This window comes from Pseudidiomarina salilacus (assembly GCF_047323925.1).
Classification (GTDB): domain Bacteria; phylum Pseudomonadota; class Gammaproteobacteria; order Enterobacterales; family Alteromonadaceae; genus Pseudidiomarina; species Pseudidiomarina salilacus.
Genome location: NZ_CP178752.1, coordinates 142,598 through 160,483, shown reverse-complemented (window position 1 = coordinate 160,483; position 17,886 = coordinate 142,598). Strand labels below are relative to the sequence as shown.

At 51.3% G+C, this 17,886-nt stretch carries 13 protein-coding genes; 6 read left to right on the top strand and 7 right to left on the bottom strand.

The window, feature by feature from the left end:
- Positions 1-49: 49 nt before the first annotated feature.
- Entirely contained in the window at positions 50-1,561 is a 1,512-nt protein-coding gene (locus tag ACJ8W9_RS10345; protein WP_411361011.1) for a deoxyribodipyrimidine photo-lyase/cryptochrome family protein, read from the bottom strand.
- 3 nt (positions 1,562-1,564) lie between these two features.
- On the bottom strand, positions 1,565-2,908 hold the full coding sequence (locus ACJ8W9_RS10340) for a DASH family cryptochrome (RefSeq protein ID WP_411359505.1): 1,344 nt from the start codon (positions 2,906-2,908) through the stop codon (positions 1,565-1,567).
- A gap of 121 nt (positions 2,909-3,029) precedes the next feature.
- On the opposite strand from ACJ8W9_RS10340, the gene ACJ8W9_RS10335 reads away from it, so the two are divergent.
- Together ACJ8W9_RS10335 and ACJ8W9_RS10330 are read left to right on the top strand one after the other, a co-directional pair.
- A complete protein-coding gene (locus tag ACJ8W9_RS10335; protein WP_411361010.1) occupies positions 3,030-4,265 on the top strand; it encodes an APC family permease in 1,236 nt (411 codons plus the stop codon).
- Between the two features lie 111 nt (positions 4,266-4,376).
- On the top strand, positions 4,377-7,025 hold the full coding sequence (locus tag ACJ8W9_RS10330) for an EAL domain-containing protein (RefSeq protein WP_411359507.1): 2,649 nt from the start codon (positions 4,377-4,379) through the stop codon (positions 7,023-7,025).
- On the opposite strand, the gene ACJ8W9_RS10325 is transcribed toward ACJ8W9_RS10330, so the two are convergent.
- Together ACJ8W9_RS10325 and ACJ8W9_RS10320 are read right to left on the bottom strand one after the other, a co-directional pair.
- Positions 7,022-9,151 (bottom strand): TonB-dependent receptor family protein, encoded by a 2,130-nt coding sequence (locus tag ACJ8W9_RS10325; RefSeq protein WP_411361009.1) that lies wholly within the window; start codon positions 9,149-9,151, stop codon positions 7,022-7,024. The genes ACJ8W9_RS10330 and ACJ8W9_RS10325 overlap by 4 nt on opposite strands.
- A gap of 98 nt (positions 9,152-9,249) precedes the next feature.
- On the bottom strand, positions 9,250-10,539 hold the full coding sequence (locus ACJ8W9_RS10320) for an anti-phage deoxyguanosine triphosphatase (RefSeq protein WP_411361008.1): 1,290 nt from the start codon (positions 10,537-10,539) through the stop codon (positions 9,250-9,252).
- Between the two features lie 87 nt (positions 10,540-10,626).
- Between ACJ8W9_RS10320 and ACJ8W9_RS10315 the strand changes: the two genes are divergently transcribed.
- Positions 10,627-11,856 carry a permease gene (locus ACJ8W9_RS10315; RefSeq protein ID WP_411359510.1) on the top strand — a complete coding sequence of 410 codons (1,230 nt, stop codon included), beginning with the start codon at positions 10,627-10,629 and terminating at the stop codon, positions 11,854-11,856.
- On the opposite strand, the gene ACJ8W9_RS10310 is transcribed toward ACJ8W9_RS10315, so the two are convergent.
- The 3 genes from ACJ8W9_RS10310 to ACJ8W9_RS10300 are packed head-to-tail and all read right to left on the bottom strand — an operon-like array spanning position 11,849 to position 14,301.
- Entirely contained in the window at positions 11,849-12,514 is a 666-nt protein-coding gene (locus ACJ8W9_RS10310; protein WP_411361007.1) for a class I SAM-dependent methyltransferase, read from the bottom strand. The genes ACJ8W9_RS10315 and ACJ8W9_RS10310 overlap by 8 nt on opposite strands.
- The gene (locus ACJ8W9_RS10305; RefSeq protein ID WP_411361006.1) at positions 12,514-13,800 is read right to left on the bottom strand and encodes a diguanylate cyclase domain-containing protein; all 1,287 of its coding nucleotides are present in this window, start codon (positions 13,798-13,800) and stop codon (positions 12,514-12,516) included. Before ACJ8W9_RS10305 ends, ACJ8W9_RS10310 begins: the two co-directional genes overlap by 1 nt.
- A 15-nt stretch (positions 13,801-13,815) precedes the next feature.
- Positions 13,816-14,301 (bottom strand): YajQ family cyclic di-GMP-binding protein, encoded by a 486-nt coding sequence (locus ACJ8W9_RS10300; protein ID WP_411359513.1) that lies wholly within the window; start codon positions 14,299-14,301, stop codon positions 13,816-13,818.
- Positions 14,302-14,464: 163 nt separating this feature from the next.
- On the opposite strand from ACJ8W9_RS10300, the gene ACJ8W9_RS10295 reads away from it, so the two are divergent.
- The 3 genes from ACJ8W9_RS10295 (at position 14,465) to ACJ8W9_RS10285 (ending at position 17,862) form a co-directional block, all read left to right on the top strand.
- Positions 14,465-15,361 carry an alpha/beta fold hydrolase gene (locus ACJ8W9_RS10295; RefSeq protein ID WP_411361005.1) on the top strand — a complete coding sequence of 299 codons (897 nt, stop codon included), beginning with the start codon at positions 14,465-14,467 and terminating at the stop codon, positions 15,359-15,361.
- On the top strand, positions 15,361-16,446 hold the full coding sequence (locus ACJ8W9_RS10290; RefSeq protein ID WP_411359515.1) for a hypothetical protein: 1,086 nt from the start codon (positions 15,361-15,363) through the stop codon (positions 16,444-16,446). Before ACJ8W9_RS10295 ends, ACJ8W9_RS10290 begins: the two co-directional genes overlap by 1 nt.
- A gap of 90 nt (positions 16,447-16,536) precedes the next feature.
- Positions 16,537-17,862, top strand: a complete 1,326-nt coding sequence (locus ACJ8W9_RS10285; RefSeq protein ID WP_411359516.1) for an O-acetylhomoserine aminocarboxypropyltransferase/cysteine synthase family protein — start codon at positions 16,537-16,539, stop codon at positions 17,860-17,862.
- The last annotated feature ends 24 nt before the right edge of the window (positions 17,863-17,886 follow it).

Genomic DNA, 17,886 nt, shown 5'->3' with positions numbered 1-17,886 from the left:
AAGCTAACGAGTGTCTTGATAGTAAACAGCTTTTCGTGACAGGTGCAATCTACTTCTGCGTGCTTTGCGATGATCGTCGCGGTCGCGCCGATGGACGTACATGGCGAGCGAGAATGCGTTTACCCTCTTGTTTGACCGCGTCTTGTTTGCGGTAACTCCAAAGTAAATCACGTGCGCGCTTACCCGCACTGGTAAGGTCGACGATGGGTTCGGGATAATCTACGCCTAATTTGCAGGCATAGAGTTGCTGTTCCATTGCACTTAATTGCCAAGGTTGATGGATAAGCTCATTCGGGACTTGGTTTAGCTCCGGACACCACTGGCGAATAAATACGCCGTCGGGGTCGTGCTCCTCGCTTTGCTTGACCGGATTGTACATGCGAATGGTGTTGGTGCCAGTTACGCCGGCCTGCATTTGAAATTGTGGATAATGAATGCCTGGTTCGAAGTCTAAAAACAGTCGTGCTAAATGGTGCACACCCAAGCGCCAGTCAATGAGCAGGTGATGGCATAAAAAACTCACTAACATTGCGCGCATACGAAAGTTGATATAACCCGTTTCGTGCAGGCAACGCATGCAGGCATCGACTAAGGGGTAGCCGGTGTCGCCGCTTTGCCAAGCATGTAAGTGCTCGCTTACTTGGTCGTCGTCGCGATAAGGGAAGTCGATATAAGCGCGGTTGACAGGTTGCCATTCCATGCGGTGTTCGCTTTCGAATTTCTGCATAAAATGGCAGTGCCAGTGCAGGCGTGACACTAAAGCACGCAGTGACATCCGCCAGCCAGGCGTTTGCCAATGTTTGAGTACTTTTTGGTAAAACTCACGCAGACTGATGTTGCCCCATGCCAAATAAGGTGACATGCGCGAGCACGCCTCGCGACTAGCGGCCGGTTTCGAGATAGCATAGCGATAGTCTTTACCGCGTCCGTCGAAGAAGCTCTCCAACGTCTGATGGGCGGCGAACAGTCCGCCCGCCTGCATGTGTGGATGCTCGGTGCGCCAGGTTTGTGGCACTCGCTCGCGTCCATCAAGTTGCGCTAGCCAGTCAGCACGCCATGTTTGCGCTTGCTCCCAGTTGGGACGTGCCAGAGGTGCGCGCATAATCTGTTGCCAGGTCTCGTCCCATTGTTGCCGCGAAGTTTTACCGCGTTGCACCGCACCGGTTGGCGTTTCGTGCCAAGGGATGTCCTGGGCGCGGCACCATTGCTGAATCTGTAAGTCGCGCTCGAAGGTACGTTTGATGCCAATTTCTTCGTGGCTATAGAGCGCAGCGATAGGCGCCTGTTGCCGCAACTGCTGCAGTTGCTCAAGCGGCGCACCGTATTGAATCAGTAGCGGCAGTTCGACCCGATGCTTTAACCCTTGCTCGAGGGCCATCAAGCTTTGCCAGACGAAGCGCCAGTGGCGTTCGTCATAGTGTGGATCATCGACTAACTCAGGCTCAAAGCAATACCACAGCAACACGCGGTGGCCGCTGGCGATAGCGCGCTGCAGCGGTTCATGGTCGCGCAATCGCAAGTCACGCTTCAACCAAACGATGGCAATCGGTTGCGCAGTCACTGCTTACTCGCTAATCGGCCAGTCTGCAGCATCGACCCAATCGGTAGGCGTACTGACGTTGCCGTGCCAGCGCTCAATGAATTCATGCTTGGCATCGTACTGGCGGGTTTGTTTATCGAGATCAAAGCGTCGATGGCCGCGCGGGTCAGCGCCGACCCCGGCTAAATATTGCCAGTTACCCCAGTTGGAAGCGACATCATAGTCAATCAATTGTTGCTCAAAAAAGGCTGCTCCGTAACGCCAGTCCAATTGCAGCTCGTGTACAAAGCAACTGGCAACCAGCTGTCGCCCACGGTTGGACATGTACCCCGTCGCATTGAGCTGATTCATACAGGCGTTGACGATGGGGTGTGCCGTGGTGCCGCTGCACCATTGTTGCCACCGCGAACCATAGAAACTGGTTTGTGGGCGCTGGCGCTTAATCCCAGCGAAGGCATACAAGCGCTGACTATGACGGTGTGCATACCAATGAAAGTATTCACGCCAGAGCAACTCAAAAAAGATCCAGTAGGTACTCTCATTGCTGCCATGTGCTGCTTCGTATTGCAGCAGTTGCTGATGCAAGCGACGCACACTCAGTGAGCCGTCTGCCAGCCAAGGGGAAAACTTGGTCGATGCTGGCCAGTCGTCTAACGCGTTGCGGGTTTCCTTATAGGTGTGAGCGGCACCGCTGGCGAAGTAATCGGTGACGTGTTGCTCAGCTGCACGACTACCGCCCTGAAAGTGTTCATGGGCAGGCGCTTCAATTGGCGGCAACGCATGTTTGCGCTCATCGAATAAGGCATTAGCGCTGGCCGGCAGTGGCGGCAACTGCCGCGGCGCTGCTACGGGATCAGGGATTTGCCCACGTAAATCCTGCTTTTCAATATGGCGGCGAAACTTTGAAAAAGTATCGGGCAAGTCATTTAAGCCAAACGGCAATTGTTTAGCCTCCCACAGCGTTGCTGTGGTCAGCTGTTGATGTTGGATAAACGGATAACGCTGGCGCAATAAGCGCGCATAGCTTTGCTCATAAAAGCCGGCATGTTGACTGCTGTAAATGACCTCAATGCCACAGCGCGTGATCAGCTCTGGAATCGCCTGTAACGGTGATTGATACACCACCAATAGATCTTGCCCAAGCTGCCGCAACTGTTGCTTGAGATCGGTTAAGGCCGCAGCACGAAAGCGCCAACGTGCTGCGCCCATACTGCGCAAGCCATAGCGATTGGGTTGAAACCACTTAGGGTTTACACAGTAAACAAATAGGAGCTGTTGACACTCTGCGGCGGCTCTTTCCACCAAGGCGTTATCGTCTAGGCGAATGTCATCCTGCAGCCATACTAATCCACTACGATAAGTCATCATGAAAGCGATCGATTCCAAATTAAAACAACTAGCAGGTATTACGCTACAATCCCCATTATCGATTACTGAATAACGAATAACGAATAACGAATAACGAGTAACGAGTAACGAGGACTTTAACATGCAGCAATTGCAGCGCGACACCTCGCTGGCTGGGGCCATGCTACTTGGCCTAGGATCTATTATCGGCACTGGAGCCTTTGTCAGTATCGGCTTCGGCTATGACCTAGCCGGTGAGTACTTGCTCTATGCCTTGTTGCTTGCTGCTTTTGTGGCACTATGTAATGGCCTTTCCAGCGCCCAGCTGGCGGCGGTGCATCCGGTGAGTGGTGGTACCTATGAGTATGGTTATGAATTTCTGAACCATGACTTGGGCTTTATTGCCGGCTGGTTTTTCGTCTGCGCCAAAAGCGCATCAGCCGCTGCCGCAGCACTTGGCAGCGCTTGGTTGCTCAACCATTACCTGCAATGGCCGCCGTTATACGTCACCTTGCTAGCAATCGTTTTGTTGCTGTTGATCACCGTGCTAGTGCTGGCAGGACTCAAGCGTTCCAACCAAGTGAATGCGGTGCTGGTGAGCTGTGCCATTTTAAGCTTGTTGTTGTTTGCCGGCTGGGCGTGGCAACAGCCGCAAGCAATAGCGCCAGAACTCAGCCGTGCACCCACCGAGCTAAGTGATGTTTTCGCTGCAGCGGCACTGCTGTTTGTGGCCTATACCGGGTATGGCCGCATCGCCACCATGGGCGAGGAAATTCGTGAACCCCGTCGTAATATTCCACGCGCCATTGTCGCGACCATGATTGTGGTGACGCTGCTATATGCGTTGATTGGCGTCACTTTAGTCAAGCTGGCGCCGCTCACAATCGGTGGTGATTTTATTCTTACTAAACTGATGCCAGCAGGCATTTATCATGATCTAGTGATGATTGGCGCCTTGCTTGCCATGCTCGGCGTGACACTGAATCTGATGCTTGGTGTTTCCCGCGTGGTGTTAGCCATGGCGCGTCGTAATGACTTGCCGCAAGGCTGGGCCAGCCTCAACGTAGGGCAAACGTCAGCTCCTGCGGCAACTATCGTCACCGCAACAGTGATGATGCTAATTGCGGCATTCGGTGGGATTAAATTGGCGTGGACGTTTAGCGCTTTTACCGTGTTGATTTACTACAGCATCACCAATCTCGCTGCACTCAGGGTCAAACCCGAACAACGCTTCATTGCCAAGTTTTGGTCTGTGTTGGGGCTTATCGGCTGTCTAGGACTCGCTTTTATGGTCGACGTGAACACAATTTTTGTCGGTAGCCTTCTACTGATTACGGGTCTTGTTTGGCACCGTTATCGGCGGAGTCAGCACAGATAAGCAAAAGTTTCGATTGAAACTGAAGCTAACATTGTCAATACTCGATGAAATCTCAATAAAATTGCGAAATATTCGTACAGGCCGTTGTTCCAATGGAGTAAAGGATTGTCGATGAATGAGCTTGACTGGCAAGACCAAATTCTAGTGTTAGGACTCGTTCTAGCGCTGGTTTTGCTTGCCATCACTTGGTGGATAGGTCATCTCGAACGACTGCGGCTCGCGCAATTGGTTTCGGCCAAATTTAGAACCCTCGCCTCGCTCGCACAAAACAAATCACTGGAGCAAAAGCTCGAAGATATTTGTGGGCTTATCGAAAGCCAAGTCAAAGACTCACTATGCTCGGTGATGTTGGTAGATTCCAGTAAACGACAATTGAATGCGGCAAGTGCCATCAGCTTACCAGAAGACTTTGTCCTTGCCTTGCAAGGCTTACCCATTGCTGACGGTGTCGGAGCCTGCGGTACTGCTGCTTATCGCAAGGTTCCGGTGATTGCAGCAGATATTTCGCTTGATTCACGTTTTGATGCGTTTCGTCAACTTATCGATGAATACGAACTCAAAGCATGTTGGTCGTTTCCTGTCATTTCGCCGGTAAGCAAATCGGTCATCGGCACTTTTGCCGTGTATTTTCGTAGCAAACGCAAACCTAGTTTGCGCGAATTAGATTTGTTGCAGCGCAGTCGTGATCTTGTGGCATTGGTGATTACCCAACATCAAGATCGGGTGCAGCGTGAGCGTAGCGAGCAGCATAGTCGCTCGTTATTTAGCTACAATCCAGATGCGGTTTTTACCTTAGATCTTGACGGAAATTTTAAGAGCTTAAACCGCGCCGGTACTGACTTGATTGGTTTTACTGAATTAGAAGTCTTGGGCCAAAGTTATGAAGTTGTGGTACCTGAGGAATATCGTGAGCGGACACGAACACACTTTGAAGCGGCAAAAAAAGGTAAGCCGCAACGCTATGAAATTAAAATTATGAATCGCAGTGGAGAATTGCGAGACCTCGATATCACTAACATACCGATCATCATTAATGGCGAAATTACTGGGGTGCACGGCATTGCCAAAGATATGACTGTTGCTCGACGCAATGAATCACAATTGTTACTGTTGCAGCGCAGTGTAGAATCGAGCACCAACGGCGTGGTGATTGCCGACGCCAACCAAAGCCACTATCCGGTCATCTATTCGAATCCAGCTTTTCAAGAAATCACGGGCTATGGTGAGGCGGAGATTATGGGGCGCAGCTGTAGCTTTTTGCAAGGCGCCGACACCGACCCAGAAACAGTGCAGCAAATCCGTGATGCCTTACATCAACGCTCCGAAGTGCGCGTCAATATTCTCAACTACCGTAAAGATGGTTCGCCCTTTTGGAACGATTTGTTGATATCACCGGTGCGTGATGGCGAGCGCGTGACCCATTTCATTGGGTTACAAAGTGATGTTACTGAGCGTGTATTCCGCGAAGAAAAGCTTGAGTTCTTGGCCCAGCACGACGTACTTACCCACCTACCGAATCGCAACGCGATCGAGAAACGCTTGGCGAATTTGGTGACGCAGCCCAATAGCCAAGTCGCCGTGCTGTTTATTGACCTCGATGGCTTTAAGCCGGTGAACGATAGTCTTGGTCACGCGGTGGGCGACCGCATTCTCGAAGAAACAGCAGAGCGGCTGCAAAGTCAGATCGCGCCGCACGATTTACTGGGTCGCTTTGGCGGCGATGAGTTTGTGGCCATTGTGCATACGCAGAAGGCCGAGCACGAAGTGGTGCAGCTTGCTCACAATCTACTTGCCCAATTTAATACACCTTTTCATTTTGAAGATCTTGAGATTTCGCTATCGGCAACCATTGGCATTGCGGATAACTCTGAACCGTTGCAGCACCCACTTGAGTTAATTCAGCGTGCTGATGTCGCCATGTATGAAGCAAAACGTCGCGGTGGTAGTTCCTATCACTGGTACAGCAGCGACCTTGATGCTGGCATGCAATCACAAGTGGAGTTGCGCACGCAATTACAAGAGGCGATTCAGCAACAGCAATTTGAGTTGTTTTATCAACCCATTGTCGATACTGCGGGGCATGCGGTTGGAGTTGAAGCGCTGGTGCGCTGGAAACATCCACAGCGCGGCTATATTTCCCCGGGGGATTTTATTCCTTTAGCAGAAGCTACCGGACAAATTATTGCCATTGCCGATTGGGTATTTGAACAGGCCTGTAAAGACACGCCGACGCTTTTAGCAGCGGGCATTAAGAGTGTGAGTATTAATTTCTCACCACTACAATTTTATCGCGATGACCTGTTGGAGAATATCGAAAACACGTTAAAGACTTATCGGGTGAAACCACAAGCTTTGGTGGTAGAAATCACCGAGAACGTGTTTATGCGCGACAGCCAACATATGATTCAAATGCTGCATCGCCTGCGTAAATTAGGCTTGTCAATCGCCATCGATGACTTTGGTACTGGTTTTGCCAGCTTAAGCTATTTAAATCAGTTGCCGGTGGATAGCTTAAAGATTGATCAGAGTTTTATTCGCGATATCGAGCAGGCGCGGCGCAATTCGGCGATTGCTCGCGGTGTGCTAACCATTGCCCAAGAGCTTGGCGTGAAGACGATTGCTGAAGGGGTCGAAACTGCAGCTGAGCGTGATTATTTGATTCAACACCAGTGCAGTCAAATGCAGGGCTTTTTGTTCTGTCGGCCGCAGCCCCTGGCAGCCACTTTGCAGTGGCTGCAGGAGCAACAGGTGAACGCTTAGAAGCGATAGTCGAAACCGACCGAGACATTCTGAGGTTTGTTTGGACGCGCTCCGTAAGGCAAGCGACCAATAATGACTTGCTCATCCAGCAAGTTTTCCACCTTCAAAAACACCGTTGTTTGCTTGGTCAGCGGATAGCGACTGATAAAGTCAACAGTTGTCAGCGCTTCGGTATAGGCATATCGGCTAGTATCGTTTTGGCAGCCCACGCTCACGCAGGTTTCATCCATATACTTGATAACCAAGTGCTGATTCCAACCACTATCGTGTAACAAGCCAATTTGTGCGCTCATCACGTGCTCAGGAATGGCGGCTAACACATCGCCATCCGCTACGCCGGTGACTGCATTGTCGGCACTGATTTCAGCGCTAGTGTAGGTGTAGTTAAATGCTACCGGAATTTCGAATGCACCGCGCTGCCAAGTGTTACCTAATTGCAGCTCTATACCTTGTACCAAGGCTTCGCCAGTAACGAAGCTACCTGAGGTGGCGCCGTTGCTACATGGGCTAGCGACTGAACACAGCTCAGCTTGGTTATCGAAATCACTACGGAAGGCGATAGCTTCAGCAAACCACGCATTGTCGCTGTAACGCAGACCAGCTTCAAAGTTGACGCTGGTTTCCGGTTCGTCGTTGGCAGTTGCACCGCCGCCGAGCGGCGAGAAGCCACGATGTACACCAGCGAGGACTTGCAAGTTGTTACTGACCGCATAGGTGAAGGATACGCCAGGCAGCCATTCTTCGGCTGTGCTGCTACGGAAGCTTGGGGTATCGGTGCGCTCAGGGGTAGCAAACTGCCGACGGTAAGTTTCTGCATCTTCGTAGCGCAACACTGCGTTGATTGCGAGACGATCGGTCATTTGCCATAAGTCTGCCAGCCAAAACGCTTGTGCGTCGGCACCTTCCAGACGGTTATCGCCGCCAGTTGGTGCGATAGTGGATTGATAAACCAAGCTACCATTGACTTGGTCATAGACGTCCACCGGTTGGTAGCGGTCCATGGTATCGCTGTGATCGCGGACACCAAATTCCAGTTCATGGTCACCAAGATCAGCAAATAACCGCGCTTCGACGCCGTAAGATTCATAAGCACGATTGTTATTTTTGTATTTCAAACCCGCGTAATCTTGCTCGCCATTCAGCACCGCAATGGCCTCAGCATCACCGGCGTTGGCGGCGGCAATTAAGCTGCTTGGGCTGCCTTTAAACCAGTTCCGCTTGTAGTCGTTACGATAGGCTACAGCGGTTAAACGCCACAATGTGTTAATGTCGAGTTCGTAGGTGAGTGAGTAACCATTGTGCTGGTTATCCATCTGGTCAATCGACGTCAATCCATAACGACGGCTAGGGTCACGATTAAAGTCTGCATCGGTTAAGCCCGCATAAGTTTCGTTGGAAATCTGCTCAGAGTACTGAGCCTTCGCGGTCAAGCTTTGGTTGGCGCCAGTCCAACGCAGTTTTACCAGGTAGTCCTGAATATCGTAACCAGCATCACGATTGCTGCGGTCAATGGTTTTGAAGCCATTTGAATCACGTTGGACGGTATCGATTAACCAGCCAAACGCGCCTTCGGTGCCGCCATAGTAAGCATGAATGTCCCGACTGCTATTTTCACCCAAACGTAAGGTCACCTGACCCTGCCGCTCTTGCGGAATTGGGGTGGTGACTAAATTCACGACACCACCAGTCGTTTGTGGACCATAGCGCAACAGCGGTGCGCCTTTGAGCACTTCAACACTGTGCATGCGATAGGCTTCAGGGAAGTAGTATGCGGCAGGGTTAGAGTAAGGTGCTGGCGCGACCATCACACCGTCGACCATTAAAGTAATTTTACTGCTGCGCTCACCGCTAGCCGCACGAATGCCAATATTCGGGCGCAAGCCTTCGCCGTCTTCCTCGCGCACGTAGACGCCAGGTACGGTCTTCATCAATTGGTTGATATCGGTCTGTACTTCAACATTGAGTTGCTCTGGCGCAATGACCGAACCGGAACCTGCTACGGTCTTCGCATCTTCTTTCGAACCTATAATTTCGATGACTTCATCGGCTTTGGTGGTTGGTTCAGCAAGAGCTGAGGTGCTAACAGCAGCGAGTGCAATCGCCATAGCAACTTTTGAATAACGCATGTAAACCCCTAATTGATGTTATTAGTTATCAAGTCGGGGAAATTATAAATGCAAACTATTCGCATTAACAAGGGTAAATGAGAGTTATTCCCAATTGGTTAGATCACGAATAGGTTGCGGTACATGCGATGTGCATAATCGTCGGTCATGCCGGCGATATAATCACAGAGAATGCGGTCTGCAGCGACTTGCCCACCGGTTTCAAAAGCTAATTGCCAGCGTGAACGGGTGTTGTGGGGCAAGAGTCGCATGGGTTCGTTGTAAAACGCAGTGTACAGATCAAGCAACATATTCTGGCTGCGATAGCGCAATTGTTGAATCGAGGGTTGATTGATGACGTGCTCAAACACGACAGCTTTGAGGCTATCAAGTAAAAAGCGCTCGGCAGATGGTAAGGTAGCATTGTAGCGAATCAGCGGTTCTTCGGCATCGCTCAAGACTTCTTGTACGCGTACCGCAGTCACAAAAATATTCACCAGCGCACCGATGGCGTCTTTGCGCGCGCTATGGGAGCTCGAAAACAGCTGCACGCCAAGTCGCGGAACTAAATCAGCCAGTTCACCATCAAGTTCGGCGACGACCTTGTCGAGATGCGCATGCCATTGGGTTTCCGATAGCGTGCCGGTGACGACGGCATCTTCAAGATCGTGCACGCCATACGCAATGTCATCGGCAAGCTCCATCAGCGAGGCATCGAAACTTTTGTGCAACGACTTCTGCCACGGGCTTTTATCGAGTTGTTGGACTTGTTGGAATAACGCACGATCAATGCTTGATAAGGGTTCAAGGACCCAATCCAGCAAGTCGGCATCGCAAGCAAACAATGCTTTGGCTGGTTTCCATTGGGCCAAACTGCCCGGTTGCTGGGCCTGTGGTGGTTGTGGCAGATCGGGCATCAGCACTGGGTACTTCAATAGACCCAGCAGGCTGCGGCGGGTCAAGTCCATGCCGTGTTCACTGTGGTACGCCTCGAGCTTGCCAACAATGCGAAATGTTTGACCATTACCTTCGAAACCGCCGGAGCCGAGCATTTTGTAGTTCAGGGCCGTCTCGCCACCATGACCGAAGGGGGGATGCCCAATGTCATGAGCAAGGCATAGAGTTTCCATCAGGTTCAAGTCAGGTAACAGCGCTTGCTCTTGAGCGCTAGCGACATGGGCGAGCTGATTGATGAGCGAGGTACCAATTTGTGCAGCTTCTAACGAATGGGTCAAACGCGTGCGATAAAAGTCATTTTCACCCACGTTCATAATCTGCGTTTTCGACTGCAAACGGCGAAACGCCGCTGAGTGCAGCACTCGAGCACGATCGCGTTGCCACGGGGTGCGACGGTCGCCAGGTCGTTGTGCTGATGGACCAGAACGTCGTGCTTGCCAATGTGCACTCATGTGAACTCCTGTAATTGCTGCCATTCGAGGGTTATTGTCATTGTATGCTATGTTTGACCTATGTTGCCAATTTCCAAGGAGTTTTCGATGGACGCATTCCTTCAGCAGTGGCAGTCGGCGAGCCTTACCAGTGTTGGCTTTTTCTGGATGGCGCTATGGGCCTTTGTGTTGGGGTACTTTATTAGTAGCGTGATTCAAGTGCTGATCACGCGTCGGCAAATGCGCGAAGTTATGGGTGACGATGGCGCCAAATCGGTGGCCTTAGGCGCTTTTTTCGGTTTCATTTCAAGCTCCTGCAGTTTCGCCGCTTTGGCGACCACCCGCGCACTTTTCAATAAAGGTGCTGCGTTTACCGCATCGATAGCGTTTTTGCTGGCCTCAACTAATTTAGTTATTGAACTGGGCTTTGTGATTGCGGTTTTTCTAAGCTGGCAGTTTGTCGTTGGCGAGTACCTAGGCGGTATTTTATTGATTGTTTTGGCCTGGCTATTTGTGAAGCTCACGCGGCCGCGGCAATTGATTGACAATGCGCGCGATGAAGATGCTGAGGGCGCCGATGATGACGGCTATGATTTGCGTCACTGGGGCGATTTGACCGACCCGGAATTATGGCAACAAGTCGCACAAAAATTTGTCATGGAATGGCAAATGGTATGGAAAGATATTTTGTTGGGTTTCACCGTTGCCGGTCTCATCGCTGCTTTTGTCCCGTCTGAGTTTTTCGCTTGGCTGTTTCAAGGTGTTGGTGCTGGAAGCAATGACGTCGACTTTTGGGCAGTGTTGCAGCAGGCCGTAGTGGGTCCCATTGCTGCGTTTTTTACCTTTATCGGCTCGATGGGCAATATTCCTTTAGCAGCGGTACTTTATGGCGAAGGTGTGGCCTTTGCTGGGGTAATGGCGTTTATCTTTTCTGACTTAGTGGTGTTGCCAGTGCTGCGTATCAACGCCCAATATTATGGTTGGAAGATGGCGCTTTACATCGTTGCGATGCTGTTTGTGTGCTTGGTCGCCACTTCATTGATACTGCATTATGGCTTTGCCGCATTTGATTTGTTGCCCAGTGGCGATAGCGTCAAAGCCATCACTGAACGCGATCATTTTCAACTCAATTACGGATTCTATCTGAATCTTGCGGCGCTGGTCTTAACTGCGGTATTAGCGCGGTTTTGGTGGCAACAGCAGCAAGCGCATGCACATCATGAACATAACCATGATCATGGGGCGACTTCGATTGGCTTGGCGACTTATTTGATGCGTGCACTTGTGGTACTGGCGCTGCTTTGGTTGGCAGGTGGTCTGGTGTTGGCGTTTATCTAGCCAGCCGCCGAAAAATCACGACATCGGCAGCTACATAGTCGATTTCAAGGTGAAAGTGCCCAGCGAGCCAATGAAAGGTGTCGAGATGAAAAAAGCTGATATGGGTTGGGTCGTTAAGGTAGAACCAACTGCCGAAACGTTCGCGGTTGAGCCAACGCTTGGTCATGATGGCAAGCCAGCATTGGGGCTTCACGCAAGCCACGAGTTGTTCGAACACCTCGCGGGGCTGGCCAAGATGCTCAACAACTTCCGTGCAAGTGATGAAATCGTATTGTTGTTGCAAGCGTTGTGGCACGTTAGCGTAGTACAAATCGTAGGTGGTGGTCGGAAAGCCTGCTGCGCTTAACATAGCTGCAAGCGCTGGTTGCGGACCACAGCCAAAATCAAGTCCCTGTGCTCCCGCGCTCAAACGCGCCGCTAGCGGCTCTGCTGTGCGGCTCAGAAAGCGTTGATAGCCGGCGTCGTTGGGTTCATTCTGATGGAAGTCGTAGATCGCTTTTTCGGCAGCGGCATCGAGCCGTTGCGCGACTGGAACTTGAATCAATTGGCAGTTGTTGCAGCGCCAATATTCTCGTCCGGCAAGGCTGCCTTTCTGGCGTTGCCAAAAGCGTTCAGTCATGGGGTGATAACAAAGTCCGCAAACGAAACCTGAATGCATTAATTGCTCTTCAGCTGCGCGATGATGGTTTGTTTGCGCCCCGCTTTTTTTGCTTGGTACATAGCGCTATCGGCGCAGTTCACTAACACATCAACCGTCGCTCCATGAGCTGGATACAGCGCGATACCAATACTTGCAGAAATTTGCAGCTGCTTATTTTCGATAGCAAAGGGCTTTTCTAGCTCGTCATGGATGCGCGCAGCAATGGTCTGGGCAACTTCTTCCGCCTGCGCTAAATCAGTAAAGTCATGCGCTAACACCAAAAACTCATCGCCGCCGTTGCGACAAGCTAAATCAGTATCCCGCAAACATGACTTGAGTCGTCGCGCAACGTGCACCAGCATCTGATCGCCAATGCTGTGGCCATGTTCATCGTTGACCGGTTTAAAGTGGTCGAGGTCAACGAACAGTATCGCCAGACAGCGTTGTTGCGCTACGCAGTGTTGCAATACCCGTGCAAAGTGCTCGTCAAAGTGGTTGCGATTGAGTAACTGGGTCAACATGTCATGACGGGCCATACGCGCGAGTTTTTCGCGCTGTTCGCGTTGTTCAGTGATGTCGCGCGCGATACCTAGTAAATACGGGTGTTGCCCATCTTGGTCGTCAATGCGCGAGGCGCGACAAGCGTACCAGCGCCAGTCACCATTTTGATGGCGCACTCGAAATTCAATATCACTAACCGGGCTATGGTCAGAAAACAGCGCCTGAATGAAGGCGTGGCATGCACCGACATCGTCTGGATGCACAAAATGCTCAAAGGATTTTTGTAAACTGCTGGTTCGTTGGTAGCCTAAATGACGCTCGAGATTGGGCGAGAGATAATCAATAATACCGTTGCGATCGAGGGTAAAAATAATATCGTTGGCATGCTCTACCAAGCTGCGAAAGCGTTTTTCACTGCTCCGCAAGTCAAACTCAAGTTGCTTGCGATGCGTTGCTTCAACAATGTAACCGCTCCACTCTAAGGTACCGTCGTCACGAGCGCGCCCAGAGTCATGGGCATCGAGCCAGAGCAAGGTGCCGTCGGGGCGAATGAAACGAAATGGGTAATGCCACTCAAGCCCTTGCTCGGCAGCCAGCACGCTGGAGCTAATGACATTCTCAACATCGTCAGGATGAATGGCGTTAAAGAGTGGTTCGGCATCTTCTAGCAGCGGTGCAACTTCAAAGCCAAGCAAGTCGACCACCGAGTCACTTAAAAAGGTAAAGCGGAAGCGACCATTTGGCTCGCGTATCAGTTGATAAGCGATGCCCGGAAGTTGTTGCACAAACTGCTGCCAGTCCATGTTCAACTGCAACTATCAATCACGGAAATTTTCAAATTGCAGTGGTTGCTCAATGTCTGCTTGGCGCAGCATGGCAATGGTCTGCTGCAAATCATCCCGTTTCTTGCCACTTACCCGCACTTTATCGCCTTGGATTGAGCTCTGCACTTTGAGTTTGCTGTCTTTGATCAGTTTGTTGATCTGCTTCGCCAAAGGCTGTTCAATGCCTTGCCGAAAGGTAATCGTGGTGCTAAAAGTTTTGCCGCTGTGCGTGAGGTTCTCCGGTGTTTCGGTGCCGGCTAGGCTCAGATTGCGCTTGGCACAGTGATTGGCAAAAATATCGTACAGCTGTTGCACTTGGAAGTCAGATTCAGAAGCCAGTTTCACGGTCAGCTCATTGAGCTCAATGCTGGCATCAACGCCACGAAAATCAAAGCGCGAGGTGAGTTCACGATTGGCATTGTCCACAGCGTTCTTCAGCTCGACGCGATCGACCTCAGAGACAATATCGAACGTTGGCATAAGCTAACTCCTCAATAATTTGTATAACAGATTGTTTTATTATCATTAATAAACGTCGATGTCACAAGATTTAAGTTTTAGATGGCTAGATGTCTGGATTGACATTTGTAGCTATTTGCGGTTTGCTATTGGCTGTTGGTGGGGCGGATTCCTTGAGAGGATTATGACTATTGAGTTTGTTGACCATAAGGTGAACACCCGTTATGGCGAGCTGTGCTTGCGGCAACAGGGGCCGCGCGGTGCACCAAAAGTGCTGGTGCTTGGTGGTATTTCGGGTGGGCGCTTGGCGTATTTAGCAGACGGTTCTGGTTGGTGGCAAGGGCTCTTCACCCACCTCGACTTGCAAGCCTATGAAATCTGGACGTTGGACTATTTAGGCGGCATGGGTGATAGCTTATGCGATGCACCGCCAGCGACGGTTGAAGCGCAAGCGGAAGCTATTGCGCTGGCGTTGCAAAAACTTGGCTGTACACACTGGCATACTATCATCGGTGGCTCTTTTGGCGGTTGTGTCGGCATGGTGTTGGCATTGCATGAAGCATTGCGCGTGCAACGCTTGGCGGTGCTGGGTGCGGCACATCGGCCGACCGCACAAGCGGTGATGTTACGCAGTTTACAGCGCGACTTTATCGAATTAGCAGCGCAAACCCAGCAGCCAGAGCGCGGCGTCGCTTTGGCGCGAGCGCTGGCGATGGTCACCTATCGCGGTACCACTGGGTTAGATGTGCGCTTCCCCGATGGTAATGCCGCGGTTCATTATATGCATGATCGTGCGGCCCGCTTAGTGCAACAGAATCCGCAACAGGCACGGCAATTGTTTACTGTATTTGGACCCGCTCTCGATGCTTTTCGGATCGCGCCGCAAGCTTTGCAACTGCCAGTGTGTGTGATTGGCTTCAAAGATGACCTGTTGGTGCCGTCGCACTTGCTCGAGGAGTTCAGCCGGCAGTTACCCCAGTGTCAGGCTTATGAACAAGTGGCGACGGCCCATGGGCACGATGGTTTTATTTTGAATACCGCGGCCTTTGCGCCGTGTTTGCAACAGTTTATGGAGGCCTAATGAGCAGTGCAGAAGTCGCAATTGGGGTAATAGGGGTCGGTACCATTGGTGGTTATTGGCTCGATCATTTTGCGCCAACCTTGCCGTTACCGAGTCGGGCGCGTGTTACCGCAATTTTTCGTCGGCAACAGCAGTGGCTTGCACCTCGTGGCATTGACACTAAGCACTGGCGTGAAACTTTTACTAAGCATGCGCAAACGCGTCAAGCCGATGGCATTGAGCAATGGCTGCAAGTGACTCGGCAACGGGAGCAGCAACCGGTATTACTCGATTTAACTGCCGATAAAACCATCAGTCGTCGCTATCCCGCGTGGTTCGCAGCTGGTGCCCATATTATTTCCGCCAACAAATATGCTGGCTCCAGCGCTTGGTCGTTTTATCAAGAATTACAGCGCGTGCGGCGTCAGTACCAACGTCATTGGCTCTATAACACCACAGTTGGCGCTGGCTTACCGATTTTATCAGCGTTACAAGAGCGTTGTTTATGTGGCGACCAAGTGCAACGGGTCGAAGGTAATTTGTCTGGTTCGCTGTCGTGGATTTTCCAGCAGTACCGCGCCGGCGATAAGCTTTCAGATTGGGTGTTGAAAGCGCAAGAGATGGGACTGACCGAGCCCGATCCACGTCTCGATCTTGGTGGCATGGATGTCGCTCGTAAACTAGTGATCTTGGCGCGTGAAGCCGGCTGGAAATTGCAACTCAAAGACATCAGCATGCAAAATCTGGTGCCTGTCTCTTTGCAGTCCATCAGTGCGACAGATTTTGTCGCACGACTCGACGACTTTGATCAGGCGTTCGACGCTTGGCGTCAACGTGAACACCCTAATGCTGAACAATTTGTTTATCTGGGTTATGTCGCCCGTGATAGTACCGGCCAAACTAGCGGTGGCACGCGGCTGCAGCCGATTGATGACAGCTCACTTTACGCACGATTACCCGCCGGCAATGCGAACTTTACCGTGCAGTCACGGCAGTACGATGCCAACCCATTGGTGATCCAAGGGCCAGGTGCGGGCCCTGAGGTTACCGCTGCGGGTGTGCATAGTGACGTGCTGCAATTGATCGCGCGCTTAAAAAATAGTTAGTAAGAGGGTTGCATTCCGCATGACTTTAATTAATATGGACGTCTAAACGTATAAACATTTAAAAGTGTATTTGCTTTGAGTGAGGCTTCCATGACCCAGAATTACCGCGCAGCAACCCTAGCCATCCATCATGGCTATGAGACCGACCCGACCACTAAATCCGTGGCGGTACCGATTTACCAAACCGCTGCATTCGCTTTTGACGATGCCCAACATGGCGCTGACTTATTTGATTTAGCAGTTTCGGGCAATATTTACAGCCGCATTATGAATCCAACCAACGATGTGTTGGAGCAACGGGTTGCGGCGCTCGAAGGTGGCATCGCAGGTCTTGCCGTAGCCTCCGGCATGGCAGCCATTCAATACACGTTGATCACGCTGGCGAAGCACGGTGATAACATCGTCACCACGCCGAATCTGTACGGTGGCACTTACACCTTGTTTGCCCACATGCTGCCATCGTTTGGTATCGAGGTACGCTTTGCGAAATCGGCTGATGCTGATGATATCGCTGCCTGTATCGATGCCAAGACCAAGGCCATTTATTGTGAAACCATTGGCAACCCAGCCGGTAACATTGCCGACCTAGAAGCTTATGCCGCGATTGCTGAGCGTGAGGGGGTGCCATTGGTGGTCGATAATACCGTGGCAACGCCAACCTTGTGTAAACCGATTGAGTGGGGCGCACACATTGTGGTGCATTCACTGACCAAATACATTGGCGGTCATGGCACCACCATCGGCGGCCTTATTGTGGATGGCGGTACTTTCGACTGGGCTAAACATGCGGATAAATTCCCGCAGTTTAATGAACCGGAACCGGCTTATCACGGCGTGGTGTACAACGAAGCATTTGAAGCCGCAGCATTTATCGCACGCGTACGAACTGTCGCCTTGCGCAACACCGGTGCGGCCCTATCACCGTTCAATGCGTTTTTGATCTTGCAAGGACTCGAAACCCTGGAACTGCGCATTGAGCGGCATTGCTCGAATACCCAACGCGTGCTGCACTTCTTGCAGCATCACCCAGATGTGGCTTGGGTCAACTATGCTGGCCTTGAAAATCACTCGCAGTATGAACTGGCGCAAAAGTACATTCGTGGTGGTTTGCCAGCATCGCTGCTGACCTTCGGCTTGAAAGATGGCTACCAAGCGAGTGTGCAGTTTTACGATAAGCTCAAGTTGTTCAAACGCTTGGTGAACATTGGTGATACAAAGTCGTTGGCCTGTCATCCGGCCTCCACTACGCATCGCCAATTGACGCCTGAAGAGCAGTTGAAAGTTGGGGTGAAGCCCGAGGCGATTCGCTTGTGTGTTGGCATCGAGCATCCAGATGACATCATTGCTGATTTGGAACAGGCGTTGGTAAAGACGGTGCCGGAGACTGCACAAACGCCAGCAACTGCGGTAGAGTAATCGCCAAGTAACAGACACATGGAA